Consider the following 24061-nt stretch of genomic DNA (forward strand, 5'->3'; position numbering starts at 1 on the left):
TTTTTGTTGGTGCTCAGTCGGTCGCCATCGTCCAGGCGCCGCTCTCCTGTGCACAGATGCGGTTGCGCCCGCCCTGCTTGGCCTCGTACAGCATGGCGTCGGCGCGCAGGAAGAGCTCGTTCTCGCTGCGGTGGGCGGGATAGGCCGCCACCCCGCCGCTGAAGGAGAAGTGGCGGATGTCGCCGCGCCCGACCTCGAAGGGGATGGCGCAGAAAGCCTGGCGCATGGCATCCATCCGGCGCTGCCCTTCTTCCAGCGAGCAATCCCAGAACACCAGCACGAATTCCTCGCCGCCGAAACGGCTGAGCAGGTCCTGCTCGCCCAGCCGGGACGCCAGGGTGAGCGAGAGGCGCTTGATGACGATGTCGCCGAAGGAATGGCCCCAGGTATCGTTGATGGTCTTGAACTTGTCGATGTCGATCACGCCATAGGCCAGCGGACGGCCGTCCTGCGCCGCCTGGCGGATCAGGTCCTGGGCCTTCTTCTGCAGGCCGACCTTGTTCAGGAGCCCGGTGGCGCGGTCCTTGCCGATCAGGTCCTTGTTGATGCGAATCTTGCCGGCCCGGTTGAGCAGCTGGGCTTCCAGCAGCGCGGGATCGCTCATGTCGAACACCGCATCGAAGCCATCGAGCAGGGCGCGCCGCGCCAGGGCGGCATCCGGCCGGCGTTGCAACAGCGCCGTTTCGCGTACCGGATCGGCTTCAATATTGCGCTTTAGCACGCGAACGATGGCATCCGTGCGCGCGTATTCGGTGTCGCTCACCAGGATCAGGTCCGGCTGCAGTTCCTTGACGCGCACGTGCAGGGTGGTTGGGTCCTGGTGGCGCACCAGTTCGATGCGTCGCAGCAAGAGGTTCGCCTCGTCCAGCCCGGCCACCTCGCCCAGCACGGCAACGCGCACCAGGTCGCCCCGTTTCTTCTGCACGAAGAGATTGAACAGCTTGTCGACCAGCACGTCGTTGGCGATCGGCTTTTCGGCGTAGGCCAGGCAATTGCTGTCGACCAGGCGCTGCTGCAGGAAGAAGCGGCCGCCCTGGCGTGCGCTCTGCAGGTAGATATAGCTGTGGTCGCCCGGCAGGCGCTGCAGCAGCTCGCCCAGCATCAGGGTCCGGCGGCCGTCGCCCATGTCCGCCTGCATCGTGTGCAGGGCGTCCAGGTCGATCACATACAGGTTGTCGCCATTGTCGCGGGCCACCGCCTCGACGAAGCGGCTGACCTCGTCGAAGAAAACGATGTCGAAATCGTATTTGTGGGCGTGCAGTAGCAACTCGGACCGGTTGTCCTTGATGAAGAAACTTTGACACAAGACCAGGACATGATTCCTGTAGAGCGGCGCGCCACTTGGCATGTTTCGTCAAATCCCTTAGTAGGTTCCAGAGCCCTGGATTGAGGAGGATTGCAACACGATTGTCGGATGGACTGTGCCGAAATGCAACTACAGCCGGTCAGAAACACGGCCTCTCCTATGGCGCCGGGTGTTGCATTCACGTCAATCCGGCGTATCGGCAAAATCTTGGAGGCGATTCAGAAAAATCTGATTCAGCGCAAAGGGTAAAACTGCCGCCTTGCCGGTCGCGAACCATGAGCGTGCGCCCGACTCCAATCCAGACGGCGGCGCATGCTGCCGATATTGCATCCGATGGAGGAGACCGATGAAACCCCACCACCTCCTCGCAGCGCTCGGCGCAGTCGCCTTCACGGCCGTCGCGGCCGTGGCGGCCCTCCCCGCCGCATCCACGTCTGCGCAGCAAGCCAAGGGCCAAGCCGCGCCCGGCTTCGATCCCCTGTTCGCCGGCGCCCGGTGTGGCCCGGGGCAGGCCGGGCGTCCGCCCCTGCTCGACCGCCTGGTGCTGGCCCAGGCCGAAACCAGGCCCTTCAAGCCGGGCCAGCAGCTGCCCGCCCCGGCCACCGAGGCCGCGCCGCCCCTGTACGGCAATCTCGGCACCCTGCACGTCAAGGTCACGACCTCGGTGCCGAAGGCGCAGGCCTATTTCGACCAGGGGCTACGCCTGACCTTCGCCTTCAACCACGCCGAAGCCAGGCGCGCCTTCCGCACCGCGCGCCAGCTCGACCCGAACTGCGCCATGTGCCACTGGGGCGAGGCCCTGGTGCTGGGGCCGAACATCAACGCGCCCATGTTCCCGGAAGCCGCAGCGCCGGCCGCGGCCGCCGCCGCCCGCGCGGTGGCGCTTGCCGGCACCACGACGCCGGCCGAACAGGCCCTGATCCGCGCCGTCGCCAGGCGCTACGCGGCCACGCCACCGGCCGACCGCGCTCCCCTCGACAAGGCCTATGCCGACGCGATGGGCGAGGCGGCGCGCAGCTTTCCCAACAACGACACCATCCAGGTCTTGTACGCGGAGTCGCTGATGGACCTGGCGCCCTGGGACTACTGGGAAGCCGGCGGCGCGCGGCCCAAGCCGAACAGCGTCGCGATGCTGGCCGCCCTCGAGCGCGTGCTGGAGCGCAACCCCAACCATCCGGGCGCGGCCCACTACTACATCCACGCCGTGGAGGCCTCCACCCATCCGGAACGCGCCCTGCCCTCGGCCCAGGTGCTGGCGCGCCAGATCCCGGGCGCCGGCCACATCGTCCACATGCCCTCGCACATCTATTACCGGCTGGGCATGTACCGCGAAGCCCTGCAATCGAATATCGATGCCATCGCCATCGACGAGAAATACTTCGGCGGTTCGCCCAGCGACCCGGTCTACAAAGGCGCGTATTACCCGCACAACATCCATTTCGTCATGGTGTCCGCCCTGATGGGCGGCAAGGGTGACGTCGCGCTCGAGGCCGCCGACAAGCTGGACAAGGCGGTGCCGGCCGAGCTCCTGAAGGGCTTCGCCGGGCTACAGCCGGTGAAGGCGGCGCCCTACTTCTCGCACGTGCAGTTCAGCTCGCCCGATGTGCTCCTGAAGCTGCCCGACCCGGGGCCGGACTTCGTGCTGGTCAAGGCCATGTGGCACTACGCACGGGCCGTAGGTTTCGCGCGCAAGGGCCTGCTGAGCGAAGGCCGGCGCGAAGTGGCGGCGCTCGATCGCATCGAACAGGGCGCCGACTTCAAGCCGATCGCCGACTGGGGCGTCCCGGCGCGCGAGATCGTGCAGACGGCGCGCGCCGTCGCGCGTGGCCGGTTGCTCGATGCCGGCGGCGACCTGCCGGGCGCGGCCGCAGCCTACCGCGAAGCGATCGCGGTGCAGGACAAGCTGCCCTATATGGAACCGCCCTACTGGTACTACCCGGTGCGCCAGTCACTGGGGGTGGTCCTGCTGCGCAGCAAACAGCTGGACGCCGCCGAGCAGGTATTCCGCGACTCGCTGGCGCGCACGCCCAGCAATGGCTGGGCCCTGCGCGGCCTCATCGAGGTCTACCGGCAACGCGGCGATACGGCGGCGCTGGCGGCGGCGCAGAAGCGCTTCGAGACCACCTGGCTGGGAGAACGGGGCGGGCCGGCGCTGGCGCGGCTGTGATGGCGCAGGCAGGGGCGCCATCCTGTTGCGCCTTGTTACAGGCCGGCGCTTTGCAGGCGCCGGCCGCACTGCTATAGTGAGCGCGTACCGGCAGTCCGGCGAAAGCTGCACCGGCCATCGAAAACGCTGACCTTGCCGGGTCGGCGTTTTTGCTTTGTACGCGTCTTTCTTTCCTGTCAATTCACTTCTGGCATGCCGCAGGCCCCTGAGCGCGCGTCGTGCTTGACGAGGAAGCACCATCTTGCAAGCACATTTGTCGCCTCTCACTTTCCGGCTAGGGAGTACGCTGGCCGCGCTGCTGTTCGCCGCAAGCAGTGGCGCCGCACCGGCCCAGGGCAGCGAACTGGGCGCCATGGTCAATGCCTACCGTGCGGCGCCCGGCAGCTGCCGGGGCGCCACCGCCACGCCCGCTGCAAGCCTGGCCGAGCCGGCAGCCCTGTCGCGCGTGCGCATCGGGCCGGGCACCTTCATCGAACTGGCGCTGGAACGGGCCGGTTTCGCAGCCGACCACGCCGAAGCGATCAGCGTGACCGGACCGGACAACGCGCACGAGGCCATGACCGTGTTGCAGGAAAAATACTGCCGCACCCTGCTCAGCCCGGGCTTCTCGGCCGTGGGCAGCTACCGCGAGGGCAATGCATGGACCGTGGTGCTGGCGCGCGCGGCGCCACCCCTGCCCTCCGAGACCTTCCCTGCGTGGCAGGATGCGGGCCAGGCCATCCTGGCGGGCGTCAACGCGGCCCGGGCGAGCGCGCGCAGCTGCGGCGACCGGCGCTTCGGACCGGCTCCGCCGGTGCGCTGGAACCCGGCCCTGGGCGAGGCCGCGCTGGCGCACAGCCGCGACATGGCGGCCAAGCGCTACTTCAACCACAAGGCCAGGGACGGCAGCCAGGTGGCCCAGCGCGCGACGCGGGCCGGCTACCAGTGGAGCCGCGTCGGCGAGAACATCGCCTTCGGCCAGAGCTCGCCCGCCGAGGCCGTGGCCGGCTGGCTGGAGAGCCCGGGGCATTGCGCGAACATCATGAATCCGGGCTTCACCGACATGGGCGCCGCCTACGGCATCGCGGCCGAGCGGCGCAGCGGCCTGGTCTACTGGACCCAGGTCTTCGCCTCGCCGCGCTAGCCTGGCTGCTTCACGAGGTCGACGCGCCGGCGCCGCCCTGCTTGCCCGGCGCCGGTGTGGCGCCGCTGCTCGGGTCGCCGCCCGCGACCGACATGCCCTGGCTTGATGAGGTGCCGGTGCCGGTCCGGGTGTCGTCGCTCGATGCCGCCTCGCCCATGGCATTGCCGTCGGCGCCCGATGCGCCCGCCGCCGGGCTGCCGCCACCGCCGAGCGATCCGCCCGGGCTGCCGGGTACGCCTTCGGCCACGTCCTGCTTGCGCATGCCCGCCCCACCCGGCCCCCCTTGGCTGCCCGACTGCGCCGCGGCCGCCGAGGCATCGGTGCCGCCCGCCGCGCCGACGATGTCCGCGCCAGGCGGGTGTCCCTGGCCCATCACCGGACGGGCGTCCGGCGTCTCGCTGCGCGTCGCGCCCTGTGCCCCGCTGTTTCCGTGTTCATCGCTGCGTTCGTTCGCCATGCCATCCTCCTGTTGAGCTTGGATTCATCGACAGCCGCACGCCTGGCGGCCGCCGCAAGAAGGCCATTCTGCCGGACTTGGACTGCGCGGCGCGTCCCGTTTCCGACCCGCAAAACATGGCCAGCCGTACCGCCCGAAAAACCCGCCTGCGCTAGACTGCCCCGACAGCACGGCCGCCGCGGCCGCCCATGAACCGCAAGCAACAGGCAGACCATGCAACCACATCTCGGACTCGTGTGCATCACCGCCTCAAAGGACGTCCGCTACCGCACCGTGACCCGCAAGCGTCTCCTCGAACACAGCCTCGACGCCCAGGCAAGACTGCTCGAAGACCTGTACCGCGACAATATCCAGACCTTCGACAATGCCATGCGTTATTGCGAAGCCGAGGGCATCGGCCTGTACCGCCTGCCCTCCTCGATCTTTCCCTTCGCCGACGAAGACATCGGCCGCGCGGTGCTGGCACCCTTCGCCGAGACCCTCGGGCGCTCCGGACGGCGCGCGACCGAGCGCGGCATCCGCCTGGTGATGCATCCGGACCAGTTCGTGGTGCTCAATTCGGATTCGGAAGGTGTGGTTGCGAACAGCGTCAAGATCCTGCAGATGCATGCGGACATCATGGACCTCCTTGAACAGCCGCGCTCCTCGTGGGCCCTGCTGGAAATCCATGGCGGCAAGGGCAATCGGGCCGATGCCCTGGTCGAGCGCATCGCGCAACTGCCCGACGCCATCCGCTGCCGCCTCGGCCTGGAGAACGACGAGTACGCCTACGGCGCCGAGGAGATCCACGACATTTGCATGCGCGCCGGCGTGCCCATGGTGTTCGACGCCCACCACCACGTGGTGCACGACAGGCTGGACAGCTACGAGCACCCGAGCGTGGGCGAGATGCTGCGGAAGGCGCGCGCGACCTGGATCAATCCGGCCCACCAGCTGGTGCACATCTCGAATGGCCGCGAAGGCTTCAACGACCGCCAGCATTCGGACCTGATCGGCGTGATGCCCTCGTCCTATCTCGGCGCGCCGTATATCGAGATCGAGGCCAAGATGAAGGAAGAAGCGATCCGCGGACTGCGCGCGTGGTCGACGTCGGCCGGGGCCTGAAGCATCAGGCCTGGCTTACCCGTTCCAGCCAGGGCAGCATGAGCGACAGCAAAGCTTCGGGCGCCTCGATCGGCACCATGTGGCCGCTGTCCTCGACCACCGCCAGCTCGGCGCCGGGAATGCCCGCCTGCAGCTCTTCGGATTCCGCGCGGCTGCGCAGGCGGTCGTGGCCGGCCGCGATCACGAGCGTAGGGCAGCGGATCTCGCCGAGGCGCTCGCGGTCGCCCGCGCGCACGATGGCCGATTGGCGCCGGAACACCTCGCCGCCCAGGCGCACGCCCATGGCGCGCACGCGCTCGATCAGCGCTTCGTTGTGGGCTTGGTCGGGATGCAGGGAGGTGGCGATCGCGGTGCGGCTCAGTCCCGAGAAGGACACCGAGGCGCTGGCCGAGCCGACCGTGCCGCGGCTTTGCCGCATCGAGGGGCTGTCGGCGCGCGAGGAGGTCGCGATCAGGACCAGGGCGCGGACGCGTTCCGGCGCCAGGCGCACGATCTCGCGGGCGACGTAGCCGCCCATCGAGAAGCCAACCAGGATGAATGCATCGGGTGCGTTGGCGAGGACGCGGGCCGCCATCGCTTCGATGGTGGGATCGTGACGCAGGTCGGCGTGGACCACGGGACCACACTGCGCGAGCCCGTCGGCCACATCGTCCCAGAGCGTTTCGTCGGCCATGTAGCCGGGTACGAGCAGGATGGACATCCCGCCATGATAGCAGCGCGCCGGCTACCTTTCAGGTATTGCGCATCTGCGCCTGCGACACATTGCTGCCCGGCGGCACGCTCTGGGTCAGCCAGACATTGCCGCCGATGGTCGAACCGGCGCCCACCGTGATCCGTCCGAGGATGGTGGCGCCGGCATAGATGACGACGTCGTCCTCGACGATCGGGTGGCGCGGCGTGCCCTTGATCAGGGCGCCGCTGGCGTCCACCGGGAAACGCTTGGCGCCCAGGGTCACCGCCTGGTAGAGGCGCACGCGCTCGCCGAGGATGGCGGTCTCGCCGATGACGACACCGGTGCCATGGTCGATGAAGAAGCTGCCGCCGATTGTCGCCGCCGGGTGGATGTCGATGCCGGTCAGCGAGTGCGCGATGTCGGCCGCCAGCCGCGCCAGGAAAGGCACGCCGAGGCGGTGCAGGCAGTGCGCCAGGCGGTGGTAGAGGATGGCGATGGTGCCCGGGTAGCACAGCATGATCTCGGCCACGGAACTCGCCGCCGGATCGCCCGCCATGGCGGCCTGCACGTCCGACACCAGCAGCGCGCGGATGCCGGGCAGGCTGGCCGCGAACTCGCGCGTGATCGCCTCGGCGCGCTCGGCGAGGCCGGTTTCGTCGGCGTCCGTGAACTGCGGCGAGAAGCGCAGTGCGCGCCGTACCTGGCCCACCAGGCGGTCGAGCGCCACGCCCAGCGTATCACCGACGAAAAAGTCGATGCTCTCGTCGTTCAGGTCGGGCCGTCCGTAATGGGTGGGAAACAGCGCTGCGGAGACGCCATTGACCACCTGCATCAGGACCTCGCGCGAAGGCAACTCGCGCACCCGGCCATGGTGTCGGATGTTGTGGGTCGACTCGCGCGAGGTGCGCAGCGCGTCGATGATCGGGCCCAGGTGCCAGTGCACGGAGCCGCTCGGGGTCGGAAGTTCGCTGTTCATGAGCCCGAGCCTAAACCAGCTTGGCGCGATTGGGAACGATTCAGATCACACTTCGATATAAGAAAATCATCGTTAGGTATGCGGTCCTTGTTATTGCTGTGCAGCAGTTTTTGGCGCAGCATAGAATCGAGATTATTTTTCGACGAGTCCCGCATGAACCTGCCTTCCCACCAGCTGTCGATGACGGTCCTGATGACCCCGGACACGGCCAATTTTTCCGGTAACGTCCACGGCGGCACCATCCTCAAGCTGCTCGACCAGGTCGCCTATGCCTGCGCCAGCCGCTATGCCGGCCGCTACGTCGTGACGATGAGCGTCGACCAGGTGACCTTCCGCCAGCCCATCCACGTGGGAGAACTGGTGACCTTCCTGGCCTCGGTGAACTACGCCGGCCGCAGCTCGATGGAGATCGGCATCAAGGTGATCGCCGAGGACATCCGCTCGCAGGTGGTGCGCCATGTGAACAGCTGCTTCTTCACCATGGTCGCGGTGGACGACGACCGCAAGCCGGTGGCGGTGCCGCCGCTCACCCCGTCGACACCGGACGAGGAGCGCCGCTACGAGGAAGCCAGGGGCCGCAAGGAGGCGCGCCTGGCGCTCGAGCGCCAGCACGCGGAACGGGCGGCGGCGCGCAGCTAGGCTGGCGTGCGGCATGGCCCGGGCCGGGCGTTTACGATACGGTCTCGACCATCACCGGGAGCACGCATGAAAACCCTTCTGTGGGCAGTGCCGGCCCTGCTGCTCGCCTTCCAGGCCCGGGCGGCCGCGCCCGACAGCGCGGCCAAGCCCCTCACAACCATTGCCTCGCTCGACCTGAAGCGCTATGCCGGCACCTGGTACGAGATCGCCAAATTCCCGAATTCCTTCCAGGACAAGTGTGTCGGCTACACGACCGCCACCTACAGCGCGCGCGAGGATGGCCGCGTCGGCGTCGTCAACCGCTGCCGCCGCAAGGATGGCGACAACGACGTGGCCGAAGGCGTCGCGCGCCAGCCGGACGGCCCGACCTCGCCCAGGCTCGAAGTGCGCTTTGCGCCCGCCATCGTCTCCTTCCTGCCGATGGTCTGGGGCGACTACTGGGTGATCGATCTCGATGCGAACTACACCCTGGCCGCGGTCAGCGAGCCGAAACGCGAGTACCTGTGGATCCTGTCGCGCACGCCCACGGTCGACCCGGCGGTCTACGACGCGCTGTTGAAGCGGCTGGCCGCGCAGGGGCTGGACATGAACCGGCTGGTGCCCACCAAACAGGCGCCGTAACCATGTTTTCCCGCAGCACTACCGCCGCGTCAATGCCTGTGCTAGAATGCGAGCCCTTGGCCTGGTAGCTCAGTTGGTAGAGCAGAGGATTGAAAATCCTTGTGTCGGTGGTTCGATTCCGCCCCGGGCCACCAAGATATCGCTCACGAAACGCCCACTCATGCAAGTGGGCGTTTTGGTTTCCGGGATCGACGTTTCCCGGTGTCGGTCGATCTCCGCCCCTTCCCAGACAGCGGCTTTCGGCGCCCGCTCCCCGTGTTGTCGTGCCGGCCTTCCCCCAATTCAGGCAAGCATCCCCGCTTTGCCACCCGTCGTCTGGCCCCAACGCCATGAACAATCCTCGGCATAGAGTGGAATATTGACTACGGGGAATCCACAATTAACTATATTTGCCTAGGCAAATATAGTTCTTACCTTTCCAGACCCATGGCTGCATTTGAAGAATCAAAAAATGAACAGTTTGGTTACCTGATCAGCCAGGCTCGCAACGCCTTGTTTGCAGCGCTTGATCAAGAAATGCTGCCGCTGGACCTGACCGCGTCGCAATTTGTCGTAGTCATCAGTGCGATACGCAATCACGCGCGGACCGTCAACGAGTTTTGCCAGCTGGCCGGGATCGAGCCTGGCCCAATGTCGCGCCTGCTGGACCGCCTGGAAGCCAAGGGGATCGTCCGCAGGGTGCGCAACGTGGCAGACCGTCGCCAGGTCAACGTTGTCCTGACCGATAAAGGCGCCGCGCTCTGCCCACAGATCAACGTGGCGCTCCACAAGATCTACGGACAGTTGCTTGATGGGTTCAGCGAACAGGAAGCGCAGGCTTTCAAGCATGCGCTGGAAAAAGTTCTTTTCAATGCAAGACAGTACAACACACATCCAGGCACTACTGGGCCATTGGTAGAAAAGTAGATTCCCGAATACATCAGCTCGCGTCCGTGCACCATCCTTGTCCGACGGTTGCCTCTCGCATTCACTTTTTCAGGAGGACTCATCGCATGAGTCAGGAAACCAGCAAGAATCCGGCAGCGCCTGTCAGCGGCAAGCGCTTCTCACGACGCAAGTTTATCGGCACCGCTGTCGGCGCCGCAGCCCTGGCCGGCGGCTACTCGCTTGCATTCGGGGGCCAGTTCCGTGCCGCCAAGGCAGATCGCAAGGTTGACGTGCTGCTGATCGGCGGTGGCATCATGAGCGCGACGCTTGGTGTCTATCTGTCGGAGCTCGAGCCGACATGGACCTTCGAAGTGTTCGAACGTCTGGACAAAGTTGCCGAAGAAAGTTCCAACGGCTGGAACAACGCGGGCACAGGTCACTCGGCGCTCTGCGAACTGAACTACACCCCGATGGACGACAAAGGGCAAGTGCAAATTACCAAGGCGATCGAGATCAACGAGAACTTCCAGATCTCGCGCCAATTCTGGTCGCACCAGGTGCGCAAGGGCGTGCTGGGCAATCCGCGCGAGTTCATCAATTCGACGCCTCACATGAATCTCGTGTTTGGCAAGGAGAACCGGGACTTCATGCACAAGCGCGTTGCTGCGCTACAGGCATCGCCGCTGTTCGCCGGCATGGAATTGACGACCGATCCGGCCAAGATTACCGAATGGATTCCGCTCATGATGGAAGGCCGCAAACCGGACGAGATGGTGACCGCCACCCGTTCGCCGCTCGGCACCGACGTCAACCTGGGCGCGATTACGCGCCAGTTCTACAAGCATCTTGGCGAGACTGTGGGCAGCAAGATCTCGACCGGGCACGAGGTCCGCTCGATCACCCGTAACGAGGATGGATCCTGGCGTGTGTCGGCGTTCGACGTCAACGACAGTTCCAAGGTCCAGACGGTCGATGCGCGCCACGTCTTCATCGGTGCAGGCGGCGCCGCATTGCCGCTGCTGCAGTTGACGGGCATTCCTGAAGCGAAACAGTATGCCGGCTTCCCGGTCGGCGGCGAGTTCCTGGTCGCCGAGAATCCAGCAATTGCCTCGCGCCATCTGGCCAAAGTGTATGGCTTGGCGGATACGGGTTCGCCACCGATGTCGGTGCCGCATCTGGATACCCGCGTGCTGGACGGTAAAACGGTGCTGCTATTCGGACCATTCGCGACCTGGTCCACCAGATTCCTCAAGAACGGGGCTTACTCCGACATCGTCAAGGCAACCACGCCCTCCAATATCATTCCGCAACTTCAAGTCGGCGCCCATGAGTTTGCACTTGTAAAATATCTCGCACAACAATTGCAGCTGTCCAAGGAAGAAAAAATGGCAGCGCTGCGCCACTACATGCCCGAGGCAAAGGATGAGGATTGGCGTTTGTGGCAAGCTGGCCAGCGTGTACAGATCATCAAGAACGTGCCCGGCAAGGGTGGCGTACTGAAGCTTGGTACGGAAGTGGTGGTTTCCGAAGATCGCTCGGTGTCTGCGTTGCTGGGGGCATCCCCAGGTGGCTCCACATCGCCGGCGATCATGCTGTCGCTGCTGGAGAAGGTTTTCCCGGATCAAATGAAGACGGCCGCCTGGCAGGAAAAAATCCGCGAAATCGTTCCGTCCTATGGGAAAAAGCTGAATGAAAATGTGCAGCTGCTTGCGGCTACCTGGGCAAGTACCGCTGAAACACTGCAGCTCGCAATCGCGTCACCAAGCCTGGAGAACTTCACGCCAGGTGCGGCCGCCGTCGTTCAACCCGGGCGAGTGAAAAAAGTGCCTGACATCGCGCTGTAGTACTGTCTGGCTGCAATTTGAGCATGCCTCCTCCGGACTCTCCATGCGCTGAGCGGCCTGGCTCGATACCTGGCTGACCGCCCAAGTCGCATGTTGGCGCGTGCGACGGCGCCCGGTATTGAAAATCCTTGTGTCGGTGGTTCGATTCCGCCCCGGGCCGCCAGAACACTACCTCACCCGACGCCCACTCATGCAGTGGGCGTTGTCGTTTCCAGGGCCGGCCGTGCTTTTGTTTGCCTAGTGTCGAAGATATTTACACGCCGCTAGTTCTCTCATTTCGAGCTCAGCAGTTTTTGCAATGGAATCAGGCATGTAAAGACAAATCTGTCTTCTGGCACGCGATTTGCTGTGGTTCCTCGCGCAACACAACCGATAGTAAGTCAACATTTGAGGGGGACTCGAATATGCACACATATGGGAACGCTCGGCCGCGTCCGGGATGGCGGGCAGGGGCCGCTTGCGTAATGCTCGCCCTGAGCGCTGTCGTCTTACCGGCAAAGGCCGGCGTGGTCATCTACAACAATACCAATCCAAGCCTGGCCACGGTGGCGCTCGGCATCAACGATGCGGGCCACCTGAATTTCACCGGTGGAGAGAGGCCAGGCAACGCCGGTGCAATGGGACTGGCCTACCGCTTCGCGGACGGCACCTTGCGCGATGCGACTGCCCCGGGCTGCCTGTGCGAAGGCTGGGGCGTGGCAGTCACACGCAGCGATGGCAATCGGGTGTCGGGTTTTGCCAATGAATCGGCAGGGTCTGGCGGCTTGACGGGTGGCACTTTCAGCTCTACGACGACACGCGCCACATCGCAGATCGGCCTGAGCGATGCCCCGGTCGTGATCACGCACGCTTACGGGGTGTCGATTGCTCCAAACCTGTTCCAGGGGAACATCACCATTACCAACACGGGCAGCACGACGCTCTCGGACGTGGTCTACCGCCGCGCCATGGATTGGGACGTGCCGAATACCGAATTCGACGAATATGTTACCCACAAAGGCGTGGTGGCCAACCTCGAGAGCAATGGTGGCGCAGTCCGGTATGCCAGCGATAACGGCTTTGCCTCAAGCAATCCGCTCGTGGGCGCAGGCTATATCAACGGCGGGACCGTGAACACCGATTTCGTCGATAATGGCCCCGCCGACCATGGTTCGGTCTTCGACTTCGCCTTTGGCTCCCTGGCCGCCGGCGAAAGCCGCACCTTCAACATCTTCTACGGTGCCGCCGCCACCAAAGCCGGCGCCTTGTCGGCCTTGGCGACAATCAATGCCGACGTCTATTCGCTTGGCCAGTCAATGGGTGCCGGCGGCCCCAATGACGACGCCCCGACCTTCATCTTTGCTTTCGGCGGCGTCGGGAGCACCGAACCCGGCATGTCGCCCGACAACCCACTGCTGCCGATCGTCGACGTGGGCACCGGCGTGTATGAGTTTCCTGCGCCAGTTGCACGTCGCTGGTACGACCCGCCATTCGCGGAAGGCTTCGAGTATCGGCTGGCAGGCGATGGTGTCTTTACCGCGGTCGGCATCGACACCGGTTTCGGCGACCTGACGATCGTACTGGAGGACGGCACCCGCATCGCCATCGCCGCCGGCACCACGATCGACTTCGCGGACAAGGGGCTGGCCCCGAAGAGTTTCAAGATCCTTGGACTGCACCTCGACACGGGTGATCCGGACTACGATCCGCTGCGTGCGTTCCCGACCTTCCTGGATTTCAGCGGCTCGCCTGACACCCTGTTCATGTCGCCGATCCTGGTGGATGATCCAAGCGCGGTGCCGGTACCCGGCACGCTCCTGCTGCTGGCGCCGGGCTTGCTGCTGCTGGTGCGCTCGCGCCGCCGCGCGGCCTGAGGCAGCGCCAGGAAACGCGCCCGGCACCCGTGCGCTGCCGGGCGCATTTTCCTGGTTCAGATGTTCCAATTACAACGTTCGTCATCTACAATGACTCAACCATTCTCTAGGGACCTGCCCATGCAAGCGCGCCTGAAGAAACCGGTGGTACATCTCCTTGTTGCCGCAAGCCTGTGCGCGCCCGTGTTGGCGCAAGCCACCTCGGCGCGCGGCGAGTTCGGCGTCAAGGGTATCGGCGCCAGCGACTGCGCCACCGCCGTACGCGAGTACAAGGGCGGCACGCCCAACGCGATGATGTACGGGGGCTGGCTGTACGGTTATCTCACCGCCGTCAACCAGGCCACGCCGGACACCTTCGACCTCGCGACCTGGCAAGACCTGAACACGCTGACCAATTTCGTCATCGAATACTGCCAGAAGAACCCGCGCACGAGCTTTGCGCAAGCCGTTTTCAACTTGACGGCTGCGCTCAAGCCGATGCGATTGACGGCGGCCTCGCAGCCGGTGCGCTTCACCCACAACAACAAGCCCTTCGTCATGTACGGCGATGTCATCAAGCGCATGGGAGAAGCCCTGAAGCACAAGGGCTACTACAAAGGAACCCTGCCGGCCCAGCCTGCCTTCACCGGCGAGATGGCGCGCGCCGTCAGCCGCTTCCAGGCCAGTAATCAATTGCCAGCCACTGGAGAACCGGACCAGTTCACGCTGTTCAAACTGTTTGGCCGTTGAATCCCGTCATGGAGTCTACCTGACCGGACCAGCGCCAACCCATGCAGGTTGGCGTTGTCGTTTCAGTCCTTCTTTTCCCTGAATTCGCCGTCGATCACCATGTCGTCGGTGCTTTGGCGAGCTTGTCGGCCAGTGAAGGAGAAGACGGACGACGATATCCGATCCAGAACAGCTCGTCTCAGCCAGGGCAGTGCGAGAACGAACGCCGTCGTAAAACCTGCAAATGCTGCGGACACGTATTCGCCTCGCGCCAGGAAGTGCAGGAAGCACAGCGCGAGCAAGCCCACGATGAACGGCCGCCGGACCGGCTTCGGCAGCAGGCCGACGATGCGCAGCTTGCCTTCGCGTATCCAGGGAAACCGCGCAAGAACAGCGGCAAGCAGCAGTCCTGCCAGGAACCGGCCTGTGCCGAGATAGTCGGCCAGGACCCCGATGACAAGAAAACCCGTGTAGGTCATCGTGCTTGCCAAGGCTGCCAGCACCAATAGTGAAACAGCGATCGTCAGCTTTGGCGTACGTATCGCCGTCGTGATTAAAAAACGTAGGATTTGTGTGCTCCAGAAAATGGGCCTTGGAAGGCTATCGCAAATTCTAGCAGTACTCTCCCGTATCCACGCTTCTACCAGCTATTCATTTGAATCCGGAAAGAAGCTCGTCGATGACAGGCGACAGTTTGGAAGAAGTACTAGCCCATTTATTCAAAGCAAATCCGCCGGAATGCTCGTAATTGGCTGAAGCAATCGTTTCGCTGTTGCGGCGCAGCCGTAGCTCGGCACGATTCAGGAATGGCGTAAAGTCCCAGCCCCTGGTCGCCGTATACCAGAGCGTGTATTCACACCGGTCAGGGGCCTTGTCGCGATAGACCAGGGTGCGGATATCGTGGCGCTGAAATCCTTCTTCCAGCACGGACAGCATGTCATTCACAAGAACCTTGGGGTTTTCCTCGATGCACACCAGTTTTACTGCGTGGGCGGATGCATCCACCTTTCGGACGTTAACCGAGGTGCATGCTTGTAACAGGGAAGTGGCAAGGACGACGAAGATTATTTTTTTCATGGATAGATAGGGAAGTACCGCAGACGTGCAGCGAGAGCAAACTAAGCATGTGAGAACACACGTTTATGCCATGGAGCATAACACATTGCCATTAGCCAATTATTTGAATGATGAGTGCGGCGTACAATGCAATGTTGCACATCCTTGCCCCTGTACTTTTAACGCTCCGCCGAGTTCACCGCCCGTTTCCTGCCCCTATGAACGTTGAAGAACTAAAAACACGCTGTCGAACATTCCCAGCTGCCACCGAAACGCAGCAAGGTGCGCCAAGCAACATTCTCGTCTACGCCGTCGGCGGAAAGACCTTCGCCTATTTCAAGACGAGCGAGCCGGAAAAGTGGCGCTTCAGCATCAAGGTGTCGCCCGACCGCTTTCTGGAACTGACCGGGATTCCTGGCGTCAAACCCGCCCGTTACATGGGACGTTTTCATTGGGTGACCATCGTCGACGTCAATGCTTTTCCGGAGTCCTACCTGACCGAACTGCTGGAATGCTCGTATCGCAAAGCGCTCGAGTCGCTCGGCAAGGCGGCCCGACGCGCCATCGCGGAATCTGACGCCGGCCTCATGTATCCGCGAAGCAATTCTTCTTCAGCGTAAAATAGCGCGGCGCCCGCGCGCATTTTTTATTGCATGAACTTTTGCCTGGATTCACCATGACACCATTACCCCCCTGCCCTGTTTGCAATTCCACCCTGAGCTACGAAGACGGCTCCGGCAACTACGTCTGCCCGGAATGCGCGCACGAATGGCCGGTCGCGGGCGAAGCGGCAACTGAGGAGACGGCGCGCGTCTGGCGTGATGCAGCCGGCAATGTGCTGCAGGACGGCGATTCCGTCACCGTCATCAAGGACCTCAAGCTCAAGGGCGGTGGCGGCGTGGTCAAGCAGGGCACCAAGGTCAAGAACATCCGCCTGGTCGATGGCGACCACGATATCGACTGCAAGATCGACGGCTTTGGCGCCATGAGCCTGAAGTCGGAATTCGTCCGCAAGAGCTAAAGCGTTTTCTACTTGCCGCCCTGCGCCTGGGCGAGTTCGAGCGCAGGCAGGGTGACCGTCAGGAAGGACGACACCTGTCCGATCAGGTCCGCCGCCTGCTGGCGGACCTGCCCCATCTGCAGGATCGACAGCTCCGCCTGGCGCACCGCCTGCTGGATCAGCGTGCGGCGCTGCACCAGCGCATCCTGCAAGGCCGCATCCGCACCGCCGGCGAGCTTCGACACGACTGCCAGCACCGCGCCGTGCAGGGCCAGGTTCTGCGCCGACGCTTCCAGCATGCCGACGGCGCCTTCGCTGTCCGCCATCAGTTGCAGGAGCTGCGCGCGGCTCGCGCTCAAGGTGTGCTTGTGCTGTGCAAGCGGTAGCGGGCGGCGGAACAGCTTGTCGAACACGCCCGTTGCCGGCTTGCTGCTCTCGAGTGCGGCCTCCAGCTGCGCGGGTACGCCCATCTGCGAAAATGTCAGGACCAGTTCGGTGATCGGCTGGAGCAGCGCCGCCTGCTCCATCAAAGGTTTCTCGGCCCATTCGGTGACCAGCGACAGCTTCACCGGCAGGATGCGCCGGAACAGCGCCGCAAGGCGTTCCTCCGCATGGTCGGCCAAGGCCGGATGGTCGGCCCGGGCCATCGCCAGGGCATCGCGCACGGCCGGATGGTCCTCGCTGTCGAACAGCGCCTTGACCTGCGCGCCCGGCGCGGGCGCCGGAGGAAGATCGTCGAAGGAAAGCGCCCTGGGCGGGCCACTCGGAGCAGCCGGAGTCTCTTCGTCGCCGAAATCGAAAGCCCGCGGCCCGTCCGGGGGCGCGGGCGGCGTGGCGGGTCGCTCCTCCTCCCCGCCGAAATCGAAGGCCTTGGGCTTCTGGTCCGTCATCGTAGCGAGCAAGGCTGCGCGGTGGTCGCCCTTATCCGACGGTGCCGCCGAGCTTGCGGATGAAGGTCGCCAGGCTCAGCTTGAAGCCGGCGCCGACGGCCTGGAAGCGCCATTCGCCATCCTTGCGGTACAGCGAGCCGAACTGCAGCGCGGTCTTGTCCGAGTAATCCTCGTCCAGGTCGTATTCGGCCAGCACTTCACCGGTGTCGTCGTTGTACACCTTCACGTAGGCGTCGGTGACGCTGCCGAAGGTCTGCTTGCGGGCCTCGGCCTCGTGGATGGTCACGACGATCGGCATTTCCATGACTTCGGCTTCGACCCTGGACAGGTCGACGGTGATCACTTCGTCGTCGCCATCCTTGTCGCCCGTGCGGTTGTCGCCCGAGTGCACGACGGCGCCGTCGGGCGAGGTGTTGTGGTTGTAGTAGACGAAGTGGGCATTGCTGATCATGACCGGATGGTCGCTCGCATCCTTCCTGCACAGGAACACCGACGAGTCGAGGTCGAAAGCATGGCCCGCGGCCGCGTTGACCTTCCAGCCGAGGCCGATACGTACGCGTTTCAAACCCGGCGCGGTCTTCTCCAAGTTGATGCGGTGGCCGGTTTGGAGTGTCGTCGACATGGACTTCCCTTCTAAGATCGAAATGGTTTGTAAAGTGCGCTGCGCGGCTCAGCCCGCCGTCGGCGAGAAGCGCGCGATCAGTTCGCGCTCCAGTTCCTGCAGCTTGGGCAGCTCGTCCTTGCGGCGCTGCTGGCCTTCGTTCGAGATCTGCTCGAGCTTGTCGAAGGCGCTCACCAGCTGGTTCTGGACGTGCTGGGCGGTTTCCAGGCTGACCAGGGAGCGCTGCTTGGCGCGCGCCACGGTCTCGGTATTTTCCAGCAGCATGTCGGCCTGGGCGCGGAAGGCCGCGTCGGTGGCGTCATAGGCCGCGTTGGCGACCGCCGCGCTCTGCTTGGCTTCCAGCTGCAGCAGGTAGAGCGAGAACACATTACGCCAGGCGGGGATCGACACGTTGACGATGTCGGTGAAGGTGTCCGTCAGCGCACGGGCGTTATCCTGCGACAGGCGGATCTGCGGCACCATTTGCGTGGCCATCAGCATGGCGCGGCGCAGGTCGTCGATGCGCTTTTCCAGGCGCTCCAGGCGGCGCTTGAGCTCGGTCGCCTGCTGGGCCTCGAAGGCATTCGTGGCCGCCCCTTGCTGGGCGACCGCCAGCCGCAGCTGCTCGGCCCATGCCTCGCCCTTCTTCACATCGGCGTCCAGCCCCTGGTAGTACTGTTCCAGGCCCAGGTACATGTCGTCGAAGTCCTTGATGCGGCCCCGGTGCACGTTCGCGTGGCGCGTCATCTCCGCGATCAGGGTGTCCATGCGCGATTCGACCACCTGGTACTGCGACAGCATCTTTTCCTTCACCGAGCCGAACATGTTCGTGACGCGCGACAGCAGGCCGCCGGAACGCAGCTTGGCCGGGTCCAGGCCCTTGGAGGTCGCGATCAGTTCGTTCAGCTGGGTGCCGAAGACGTCCGCATCCGATGCGCGCACGGTGCCGAGCAGCTTGGCCGACACCTTGGCCACGCCCGCGCCGGTATTGCCGCCCAGGGCCTCGATGGCCTTGTCGTCGATGCCGGAGACATCGACGCGCACCACTGGGGCGGCGGGCGCCACGGGCGCCGGGCTCACCTCCGACAGCGATGCGGGCAGCCTGTCCAGCGTCGGCGCCGGATTGAGCAAAGGAGCAAGGGGCGCGGGCGCCACAGGCTGCTGGGCGGCTGCGTTCGCTTCTTCTTCGGAGGAGAACAAGGGTTTCATGACTTTCCTTCAGGGTGAAGTGACAACATGACTAGCTTACCACCGGACAATCCGACTGGGCGAGCGTCCCCTCAGTATACGCACACCACGCATCGGCATTTCATGCGGGGCGATTATCATCACCGGCAACCATATGCTCATCACTATCGGGAGAACGCTCCATGTCCCCTGCGCGCATCGTCGCCCTGACCGCACTGGCACTGCTGGCATTCGCGGGAAACTCCCTGCTCTGCAGGGCTGCGCTGGCGCACACGCGCATCGATGCCGCGAGCTTCACGACGGTGCGCCTGGTCTCGGGCGCGCTCATGCTGTGGGTGCTGGTGGCGCTGCGCGGATCCGCCGGCGCCGGCCAGGGCAGCTTCCTGTCCGCGCTGGCCCTGTTCGCCTATGCGGCCGGCTTTTCCTTCTCCTACCTGCATCTCAGCGCCGCGGCGGGTGCGCTGATCCTGTTCGGCGCCGTCCAGGCGACGATGATCGCCTGGGGCCTGTGGAAGGGCGAGCGCCTGCGCCTGCCGCAACTCCTGGGCCTGCTGCTGGCCTGCGCCGGGCTGGTCGGCCTGATGCTGCCCGGCCTGTCGGCGCCACCCTTGGCCAGCGCCCTCCTGATGCTGGGCGCCGGCGTGGCCTGGGGCATCTATTCCGTGCGCGGCCGGGGTGCGGGCGACGCGCTCAAGGTGAGCGCCGGTAATTTCCTGCTGGCGGCGCCCATGGCGCTTGGCCTGAGCGCCATGCTGCTCTCCCGCGCCGCATTCGATCCCATGGGCATGTGGTACGCCTTCCTGTCCGGCGCCCTTACCTCCGGCCTCGGCTATGCCGTCTGGTACACGGCGCTGCCCTATCTCGCATCGACGACTGCCGCGGCCCTGCAACTGAGCGTGCCCGTGCTCGCGGCACTGGGCGGCATCGCCTTCCTGGACGAGCCGCTCACGCTGCGCCTGCTTGCCGCATCGGTCGCCATCGTCGGCGGCATTGCGCTGGTGATCCTGGCCGGCAAACGGCCGGCGTAACGGCGCCCCCGTCGCGCTTCTCCAACGCACGTGCTTGCGTCAGCCGCTGTCGCCTTCCTATCATGAAAAGTGCGGCTTCGAACCACGCATCCAGGAGGGCAGACGATGAATACGCTGACGGATGGACAGTTCAATGAACTGAGAGGGCTCATCAGGGGAACGCTGTTGCAGGCGGGCGATGCGGGCTACGAGGAAGCCCGCACCGTGTGGAACGCGATGATCGACCGGCATCCGGCCATCGTCGTGCGCTGCGCCGGGACGGCCAGCGCCAGCTGGTGCGCGCGGCGCTACGCTATGCGCGCGAGCAGCAGCTGCCCCTCGCCGTGCGCGGCGGCGGCCACAACATTGCCGGCAGCGCCCTGTGCGACGACGGCCTGGTCATCGACCTGTCAGGCATGAAGTCGGTCCACATCGTTCCCGATCAGCGCCGCGCCTGGGTGGAGGGCGGGGCCACCCTGCGCGATTTCGACCACGAAGCGCAAGCCTACGGGCTGGCCACACCGCTTGGCATCAACTCCACCACCGGCGTGGCGGGGCTGACGCTGGGCGGCGGCTTCGGCTGGCTCAGCCGCACGCTGGGACTGGCGGCCGACAATCTGCTGTCGGCCGAGATGGTCACGGCCGATGCCCAGCGCCTGCATGTGAGCGCGAGCTCCCACCCCGAGCTGTTCTGGGCCATCCGCGGCGGCGGCGGCAACTTCGGCGTGGTCACGCGCTTCGAGTTCCAGCTGCACCCGGTGGGTCCCGAGATCACGGCGGGGCTGATCGTATTCCCGTCCGCCCAGGCCAGGACGGTCTTGCGCCAATACCGCGATGCCGTCAATGCCATGCCGGCCGACCTGACGGTCTGGGCCGTCCTGCGCAAGGCGCCGCCGCTGCCCTTCCTCGCGCCGGAGGTGCATGGCCAGGACGTGCTGGTGCTGCCGGTGTTCTCGCCTTCGCGCAGCAGCGCCATCGATGCGGCGATCGAGCGCATCGGCAAGCTGGGTGACGCGCTGGGCATGCACGTCGGCCCCATGCCTTACACGGCCTGGCAGCAGGCCTTCGACCCCTTGCTGACGCCAGGCGCGCGCAATTACTGGAAATCGCACAATTTCTCCCAGCTGAGCGACGAGGCCATCGAAGTCGTGCTGCGCTATGCCGGCGCCTTGCCGACATCCCAGTGCGAGATCTTCCTCGGCCTGCTGGGCGCGCAGGCGAGCGTGCCCGCGCCCCAGGCGACGGCCTATCCGCACCGGGATGCCTTGTACGTGATGAACGTGCACACGCGCTGGGACGATCCGCTGGATGATGCGCGCTGCATCGCCTGGGCCCGCGATTTCTTCCGGGATGCCGCGCCGTACGCGAGCGGCGGCGTGTACGTCAATTTCATGCCCCAGGACGAGAGCGAGCGCACCAGCGACGCCTACGGCGCGAACTACCAGCGCCTGGCGCAAATCAAGGCGCAATACGATCCCGACAACCTGTTCCGCGCCAACCAGAACATCCGGCCGGCCTAGGCTGCTGTTGCTTGCCCGAGACAGCCGATCGCCCCTGGCTTTCCTGTCATACGCCCGTCATGACAGGGCTCGAAGATGGGTCAACACGAGCTCCGGCACGTTATCCGTGCCGGATCGGCCAAGGGCTTTCGGTAGGGGTCCCATGTACACAAGCGACAAACGGCTGTTGATCCTCGACGCGGACGGCACCACCATCGACGCGTTCTCCGCCATCGAAGCGGCTTTTGCCCGCCACGGCATGGCGCTCGGCGCGGAAACCAACTTCCGGAAGCGGCACCACCTGCTCAAGTACGTGGGCGGCCTGAAGGAATTCCCCTCCATCATCCGGAAGAACCTGCGCAGCAACAGCCGCGCCAGGCTGGTCGATACCCTGACCGGCATCTACCGGGAAGAGGCCAGCCTGTACGAGGGCATCGCCGACCTGATCCGCGAACTGATCGCCGCGCCCGACATCACGGTCGGCATCGTCACGCGCAACGTCACCATCGAGCCGCTGGAGACCCTGCGCCGGCTGTTCCGCCGCCACGACATCGATATCGACGAACTGGACTTCCTGGTCCACATTCCGCTCAAGGAGAAGAAGACCGCCCAGTTCCGCGCGATGCGCGAGCGCTTCGGCATCAACCCGGCGCGCGCCTATGTCTGCGGCGACGAGCACAAGGATTTCACCGCGGCGATCAACACCGGCATGCATCCCTTCATGGTCTCCTATGGTTTCGAAGACCACGACCGGCTCACCAGCAAGTACGAGATCCCGCAGGAGCTGATTTCCCGCACCTCGACGGAGCTGTGCCGCCGCATCCGCCACGCGCTCGACCTGGGCGTGCTGGTTCAGGCCCCGTACCAGAGCAGCAGCATGCTGACGGCCCCGAACACCCAGTAGTCAACCGGGGCGCCAAAGGCCCAGTGCTTGTGCCAGGGCACGTGCTCCTTCTTGAATCGGCGCCAGCCGAAGGCCGGGTTGACGATGAACCACAGGTAGTCCTCGACGATCCAGAACAGCATGATCGAGGCCAGCACCCGCGCCTCGAGTTCCGGCGACCAGCGGCCGATGAAGAACAGCGGGAAGTGGAAGACCAGGCCGATGAAGGCGAACATCCACAGGTGGTAGCCGGTCAGGGCGCGGCCGCCCATGAAGAGGTCGAGCAGGGGGTGTTCTTCGATGCGCCAGGTCGGCAGGTTTGCCGCCCACCCGGCCTCTCCTTCGATTTCCACCTCCACCCGGGCGAACAGGTAGGCCAGCACCAGTACCGCAGCCACCATCGACACGAAGCGGCCCGCCTCCGACAACTCAAGCATAGGCCCTTTCGGCGACCAGCACGGTTTCCAGTACCTGCCGGGCGGCATGCTGGCGTCCGAGCATGCGCGCGCTGGCCGCCATCTCTTCCAGCCTGGCGGGATGCGCCAGCAGGTAGCGGACCCGGTATTCCAGGCTCGGCAGGTCGTGCGCCGCGAGGGCTGCGCCCTGCTCCAGGACAAAGTTGGCGTTGTGCTCTTCCTGCCCGGGAATCGGCGCGTTGACGATCATGGGCAAGCCCATGGCCAGGCATTCGGCCGTGGTCGCGCCGCCCGGCTTGGTGATCACGAGGTCGGCGCAGGCCATCAGGCGCTCGACCTGGTCGGTATAGCCTTGCGGCGCGAGGCGGCCCGGGAACTGCGCGGCCAGCGTGTGCAGCGCGGCCAGTTCGGTGGTGTTCCTGCCGGCCAGGACGATCAGCTGAAAGTCGCCGGGGATGGCCAGCAGACGCCCGGCCATGCTGCTCAGGCCGCCCAGCCCGGCGCCGCCTCCCATGAGGAGCAAGGTCGTGCGGCCCGGGTCGAGGCCGATGTCACGGGCGCAATCGGCGCGCTCGTGGCGGCGCGAAAAGGCGGGCATGGTCGGGATGCCGGCGACATGGATCGCCTGCGCCGGGATGCCCTGCGCGCGCATGCGGAAGGCCACCTCCTCGTTGCCGGCGAAGTAGCCGGCGATGTGCGGATGCACCCACATGCGGTGCAGGTCGAAGTCCGTCACCTGGACCCAGACCGGGCAATGAAGAAGGCCGGCCGCGATCTGCCGCGACAGCAGCTCGGCCGGCTGGAAATGGGTGCAGATCACGATGTCCGGCGCCAGCGCGGCGATTTCCGCCAGCAGGGGCCGGCTGTCGCGCGCTTCGATCCAGCGGCGCAGCCGGTTCGGCCAGCCATCCGGCCGCAGCCGGTCGGTCAGCCGGTAGACGTGGCGCCACAGGCCCGGCGCACGCTTGATCAGTCCGAGGTAGACGTCGGTGTAGACCTTGCGCAGGCGCGGGGTGGCGAACGCCATCGCATCCAGGTGGATGACCATGGCGTCGCCATACTCCTCGATGGCGCAGCGGCGGATGGCTTCGGCCACACGGGTATGGCCGGCGCCGGCGGGCACGCTCAGCACGAGGATCTTCTTTCCGGCCATGCCGCGCTGGAGTTCGCCTTCCCTCATGGC

General features: G+C 65.0%; 24 protein-coding genes, 1 tRNA gene and 1 pseudogene. 15 read left to right on the forward strand and 11 right to left on the reverse strand.

Annotated elements, in window-relative coordinates; all coding sequences use genetic code 11:
• Positions 1-13: 13 nt before the first annotated feature.
• On the reverse strand, positions 14-1306 hold the full coding sequence (locus tag NX780_RS16505) for a GGDEF domain-containing protein (RefSeq protein WP_258828970.1): 1293 nt from the start codon (positions 1304-1306) through the stop codon (positions 14-16).
• A 346-nt stretch (positions 1307-1652) separates the two neighbouring features.
• On the opposite strand from NX780_RS16505, the gene NX780_RS16510 reads away from it, so the two are divergent.
• Complete coding sequence (locus tag NX780_RS16510; RefSeq protein ID WP_258828971.1) at positions 1653-3473, forward strand: hypothetical protein; 1821 nt, start codon at positions 1653-1655, stop codon at positions 3471-3473.
• A 241-nt stretch (positions 3474-3714) separates the two neighbouring features.
• On the forward strand, positions 3715-4596 hold the full coding sequence (locus NX780_RS16515) for a CAP domain-containing protein (RefSeq protein ID WP_258828972.1): 882 nt from the start codon (positions 3715-3717) through the stop codon (positions 4594-4596).
• 10 nt (positions 4597-4606) lie between these two features.
• On the opposite strand, the gene NX780_RS16520 is transcribed toward NX780_RS16515, so the two are convergent.
• Positions 4607-5053 (reverse strand): hypothetical protein, encoded by a 447-nt coding sequence (locus tag NX780_RS16520; protein WP_258828973.1) that lies wholly within the window; start codon positions 5051-5053, stop codon positions 4607-4609.
• Positions 5054-5266: 213 nt separating this feature from the next.
• On the opposite strand from NX780_RS16520, the gene NX780_RS16525 reads away from it, so the two are divergent.
• Entirely contained in the window at positions 5267-6157 is an 891-nt protein-coding gene (locus tag NX780_RS16525) for an apurinic/apyrimidinic endonuclease family protein (protein WP_258828974.1), read from the forward strand.
• Between the two features lie 4 nt (positions 6158-6161).
• Here NX780_RS16525 and NX780_RS16530 read toward each other — a convergent pair whose 3' ends face one another.
• Positions 6162-6857 (reverse strand): alpha/beta fold hydrolase, encoded by a 696-nt coding sequence (locus tag NX780_RS16530; protein ID WP_258828975.1) that lies wholly within the window; start codon positions 6855-6857, stop codon positions 6162-6164.
• Positions 6858-6888: 31 nt separating this feature from the next.
• A complete protein-coding gene (epsC, locus tag NX780_RS16535; protein WP_258828976.1) occupies positions 6889-7806 on the reverse strand; it encodes a serine O-acetyltransferase EpsC in 918 nt (305 codons plus the stop codon).
• Between the two features lie 153 nt (positions 7807-7959).
• Here epsC and NX780_RS16540 point away from each other — a divergent pair, with 153 nt between their 5' ends.
• From NX780_RS16540 to NX780_RS16570, 7 genes are all read left to right on the forward strand, one after another.
• On the forward strand, positions 7960-8445 hold the full coding sequence (locus tag NX780_RS16540; protein ID WP_258828977.1) for an acyl-CoA thioesterase: 486 nt from the start codon (positions 7960-7962) through the stop codon (positions 8443-8445).
• A 66-nt stretch (positions 8446-8511) separates the two neighbouring features.
• Positions 8512-9066: a lipocalin family protein gene (locus NX780_RS16545; protein WP_258828978.1), complete on the forward strand. Its 555-nt coding sequence runs from the start codon at positions 8512-8514 to the stop codon at positions 9064-9066.
• Positions 9067-9124: 58 nt separating this feature from the next.
• A tRNA-Phe gene (locus NX780_RS16550) sits at positions 9125-9200 on the forward strand.
• 292 nt (positions 9201-9492) lie between these two features.
• Entirely contained in the window at positions 9493-9972 is a 480-nt protein-coding gene (locus NX780_RS16555; RefSeq protein WP_258828979.1) for a MarR family winged helix-turn-helix transcriptional regulator, read from the forward strand.
• An 86-nt stretch (positions 9973-10058) separates the two neighbouring features.
• Positions 10059-11777 (forward strand): malate dehydrogenase (quinone), encoded by a 1719-nt coding sequence (gene mqo / locus NX780_RS16560; RefSeq protein ID WP_258828980.1) that lies wholly within the window; start codon positions 10059-10061, stop codon positions 11775-11777.
• A gap of 464 nt (positions 11778-12241) precedes the next feature.
• Positions 12242-13630 carry a hypothetical protein gene (locus NX780_RS16565; protein ID WP_258828981.1) on the forward strand — a complete coding sequence of 463 codons (1389 nt, stop codon included), beginning with the start codon at positions 12242-12244 and terminating at the stop codon, positions 13628-13630.
• 120 nt (positions 13631-13750) lie between these two features.
• On the forward strand, positions 13751-14359 hold the full coding sequence (locus NX780_RS16570; RefSeq protein ID WP_258828982.1) for a peptidoglycan-binding domain-containing protein: 609 nt from the start codon (positions 13751-13753) through the stop codon (positions 14357-14359).
• Positions 14360-14421: 62 nt separating this feature from the next.
• On the opposite strand, the gene NX780_RS16575 is transcribed toward NX780_RS16570, so the two are convergent.
• Positions 14422-14817 (reverse strand): FxsA family protein, encoded by a 396-nt coding sequence (locus NX780_RS16575; RefSeq protein ID WP_258828983.1) that lies wholly within the window; start codon positions 14815-14817, stop codon positions 14422-14424.
• A gap of 172 nt (positions 14818-14989) precedes the next feature.
• Positions 14990-15415 (reverse strand): Sbal_3080 family lipoprotein, encoded by a 426-nt coding sequence (locus NX780_RS16580; protein WP_258828984.1) that lies wholly within the window; start codon positions 15413-15415, stop codon positions 14990-14992.
• A 197-nt stretch (positions 15416-15612) separates the two neighbouring features.
• Between NX780_RS16580 and NX780_RS16585 the strand changes: the two genes are divergently transcribed.
• Together NX780_RS16585 and NX780_RS16590 are read left to right on the forward strand one after the other, a co-directional pair.
• Positions 15613-16014: an MmcQ/YjbR family DNA-binding protein gene (locus NX780_RS16585; RefSeq protein ID WP_258828985.1), complete on the forward strand. Its 402-nt coding sequence runs from the start codon at positions 15613-15615 to the stop codon at positions 16012-16014.
• Between the two features lie 56 nt (positions 16015-16070).
• Entirely contained in the window at positions 16071-16415 is a 345-nt protein-coding gene (locus NX780_RS16590) for a zinc ribbon domain-containing protein YjdM (protein ID WP_258828986.1), read from the forward strand.
• Positions 16416-16423: 8 nt separating this feature from the next.
• Here NX780_RS16590 and NX780_RS16595 read toward each other — a convergent pair whose 3' ends face one another.
• From NX780_RS16595 to NX780_RS16605, 3 genes are read right to left on the reverse strand one after another with little or no spacing between them, the layout of a single operon-like run.
• Complete coding sequence (locus NX780_RS16595; RefSeq protein WP_258828987.1) at positions 16424-17284, reverse strand: hypothetical protein; 861 nt, start codon at positions 17282-17284, stop codon at positions 16424-16426.
• A 31-nt stretch (positions 17285-17315) separates the two neighbouring features.
• Positions 17316-17906 (reverse strand): TerD family protein, encoded by a 591-nt coding sequence (locus tag NX780_RS16600; protein ID WP_258828988.1) that lies wholly within the window; start codon positions 17904-17906, stop codon positions 17316-17318.
• Between the two features lie 48 nt (positions 17907-17954).
• Complete coding sequence (locus tag NX780_RS16605) at positions 17955-19094, reverse strand: toxic anion resistance protein (RefSeq protein WP_258828989.1); 1140 nt, start codon at positions 19092-19094, stop codon at positions 17955-17957.
• A 161-nt stretch (positions 19095-19255) separates the two neighbouring features.
• On the opposite strand from NX780_RS16605, the gene NX780_RS16610 reads away from it, so the two are divergent.
• The 3 genes and pseudogenes from NX780_RS16610 (at position 19256) to NX780_RS16620 (ending at position 22483) form a co-directional block, all read left to right on the forward strand.
• Positions 19256-20101 (forward strand): DMT family transporter, encoded by an 846-nt coding sequence (locus NX780_RS16610; protein ID WP_258828990.1) that lies wholly within the window; start codon positions 19256-19258, stop codon positions 20099-20101.
• Positions 20102-20206: 105 nt separating this feature from the next.
• Positions 20207-21600 (forward strand): annotated as a pseudogene (locus tag NX780_RS16615) (FAD-binding oxidoreductase).
• Positions 21601-21742: 142 nt separating this feature from the next.
• A complete protein-coding gene (locus tag NX780_RS16620) occupies positions 21743-22483 on the forward strand; it encodes an HAD family hydrolase (protein WP_258828991.1) in 741 nt (246 codons plus the stop codon).
• Here the strand turns inward: NX780_RS16620 and NX780_RS16625 are convergent.
• Positions 22432-22899 (reverse strand): hypothetical protein, encoded by a 468-nt coding sequence (locus NX780_RS16625; RefSeq protein ID WP_258828992.1) that lies wholly within the window; start codon positions 22897-22899, stop codon positions 22432-22434. The two genes, NX780_RS16620 and NX780_RS16625, sit on opposite strands and share 52 nt — an antisense overlap.
• Positions 22892-24058: an MGDG synthase family glycosyltransferase gene (locus NX780_RS16630; RefSeq protein ID WP_258828993.1), complete on the reverse strand. Its 1167-nt coding sequence runs from the start codon at positions 24056-24058 to the stop codon at positions 22892-22894. Before NX780_RS16630 ends, NX780_RS16625 begins: the two co-directional genes overlap by 8 nt.
• Between the last annotated feature and the right edge of the window lie 3 nt (positions 24059-24061).

Origin of the sequence: Massilia agri (assembly GCF_024753255.1) — a bacterium.
GTDB classification, from domain to species: domain Bacteria; phylum Pseudomonadota; class Gammaproteobacteria; order Burkholderiales; family Burkholderiaceae_D; genus Telluria; species Telluria agri.

What these genes read in the sequence shown, in the direction of transcription:
- NX780_RS16510 (WP_258828971.1), top strand. Translation starts at nt 1,653, where the DNA reads ATGAAACCCCACCACCTCCTCGCAGCGCTCGGCGCAGTCGCCTTCACG.
- NX780_RS16520 (WP_258828973.1), bottom strand. Translation starts at nt 5,053, where the DNA reads ATGGCGAACGAACGCAGCGATGAACACGGAAACAGCGGGGCACAGGGC.
- NX780_RS16525 (WP_258828974.1), top strand. Translation starts at nt 5,267, where the DNA reads ATGCAACCACATCTCGGACTCGTGTGCATCACCGCCTCAAAGGACGTC.
- NX780_RS16530 (WP_258828975.1), bottom strand. Translation starts at nt 6,857, where the DNA reads ATGTCCATCCTGCTCGTACCCGGCTACATGGCCGACGAAACGCTCTGG.
- epsC (WP_258828976.1), bottom strand. Translation starts at nt 7,806, where the DNA reads ATGAACAGCGAACTTCCGACCCCGAGCGGCTCCGTGCACTGGCACCTG.
- NX780_RS16540 (WP_258828977.1), top strand. Translation starts at nt 7,960, where the DNA reads ATGAACCTGCCTTCCCACCAGCTGTCGATGACGGTCCTGATGACCCCG.
- NX780_RS16545 (WP_258828978.1), top strand. Translation starts at nt 8,512, where the DNA reads ATGAAAACCCTTCTGTGGGCAGTGCCGGCCCTGCTGCTCGCCTTCCAG.
- NX780_RS16555 (WP_258828979.1), top strand. Translation starts at nt 9,493, where the DNA reads ATGGCTGCATTTGAAGAATCAAAAAATGAACAGTTTGGTTACCTGATC.
- mqo (WP_258828980.1), top strand. Translation starts at nt 10,059, where the DNA reads ATGAGTCAGGAAACCAGCAAGAATCCGGCAGCGCCTGTCAGCGGCAAG.
- NX780_RS16565 (WP_258828981.1), top strand. Translation starts at nt 12,242, where the DNA reads ATGCTCGCCCTGAGCGCTGTCGTCTTACCGGCAAAGGCCGGCGTGGTC.
- NX780_RS16570 (WP_258828982.1), top strand. Translation starts at nt 13,751, where the DNA reads ATGCAAGCGCGCCTGAAGAAACCGGTGGTACATCTCCTTGTTGCCGCA.
- NX780_RS16575 (WP_258828983.1), bottom strand. Translation starts at nt 14,817, where the DNA reads ATGACCTACACGGGTTTTCTTGTCATCGGGGTCCTGGCCGACTATCTC.
- NX780_RS16580 (WP_258828984.1), bottom strand. Translation starts at nt 15,415, where the DNA reads ATGAAAAAAATAATCTTCGTCGTCCTTGCCACTTCCCTGTTACAAGCA.
- NX780_RS16585 (WP_258828985.1), top strand. Translation starts at nt 15,613, where the DNA reads ATGAACGTTGAAGAACTAAAAACACGCTGTCGAACATTCCCAGCTGCC.
- NX780_RS16590 (WP_258828986.1), top strand. Translation starts at nt 16,071, where the DNA reads ATGACACCATTACCCCCCTGCCCTGTTTGCAATTCCACCCTGAGCTAC.
- NX780_RS16595 (WP_258828987.1), bottom strand. Translation starts at nt 17,284, where the DNA reads ATGACGGACCAGAAGCCCAAGGCCTTCGATTTCGGCGGGGAGGAGGAG.
- NX780_RS16600 (WP_258828988.1), bottom strand. Translation starts at nt 17,906, where the DNA reads ATGTCGACGACACTCCAAACCGGCCACCGCATCAACTTGGAGAAGACC.
- NX780_RS16605 (WP_258828989.1), bottom strand. Translation starts at nt 19,094, where the DNA reads ATGAAACCCTTGTTCTCCTCCGAAGAAGAAGCGAACGCAGCCGCCCAG.
- NX780_RS16610 (WP_258828990.1), top strand. Translation starts at nt 19,256, where the DNA reads ATGTCCCCTGCGCGCATCGTCGCCCTGACCGCACTGGCACTGCTGGCA.
- NX780_RS16620 (WP_258828991.1), top strand. Translation starts at nt 21,743, where the DNA reads ATGTACACAAGCGACAAACGGCTGTTGATCCTCGACGCGGACGGCACC.
- NX780_RS16625 (WP_258828992.1), bottom strand. Translation starts at nt 22,899, where the DNA reads ATGCTTGAGTTGTCGGAGGCGGGCCGCTTCGTGTCGATGGTGGCTGCG.
- NX780_RS16630 (WP_258828993.1), bottom strand. Translation starts at nt 24,058, where the DNA reads ATGAGGGAAGGCGAACTCCAGCGCGGCATGGCCGGAAAGAAGATCCTC.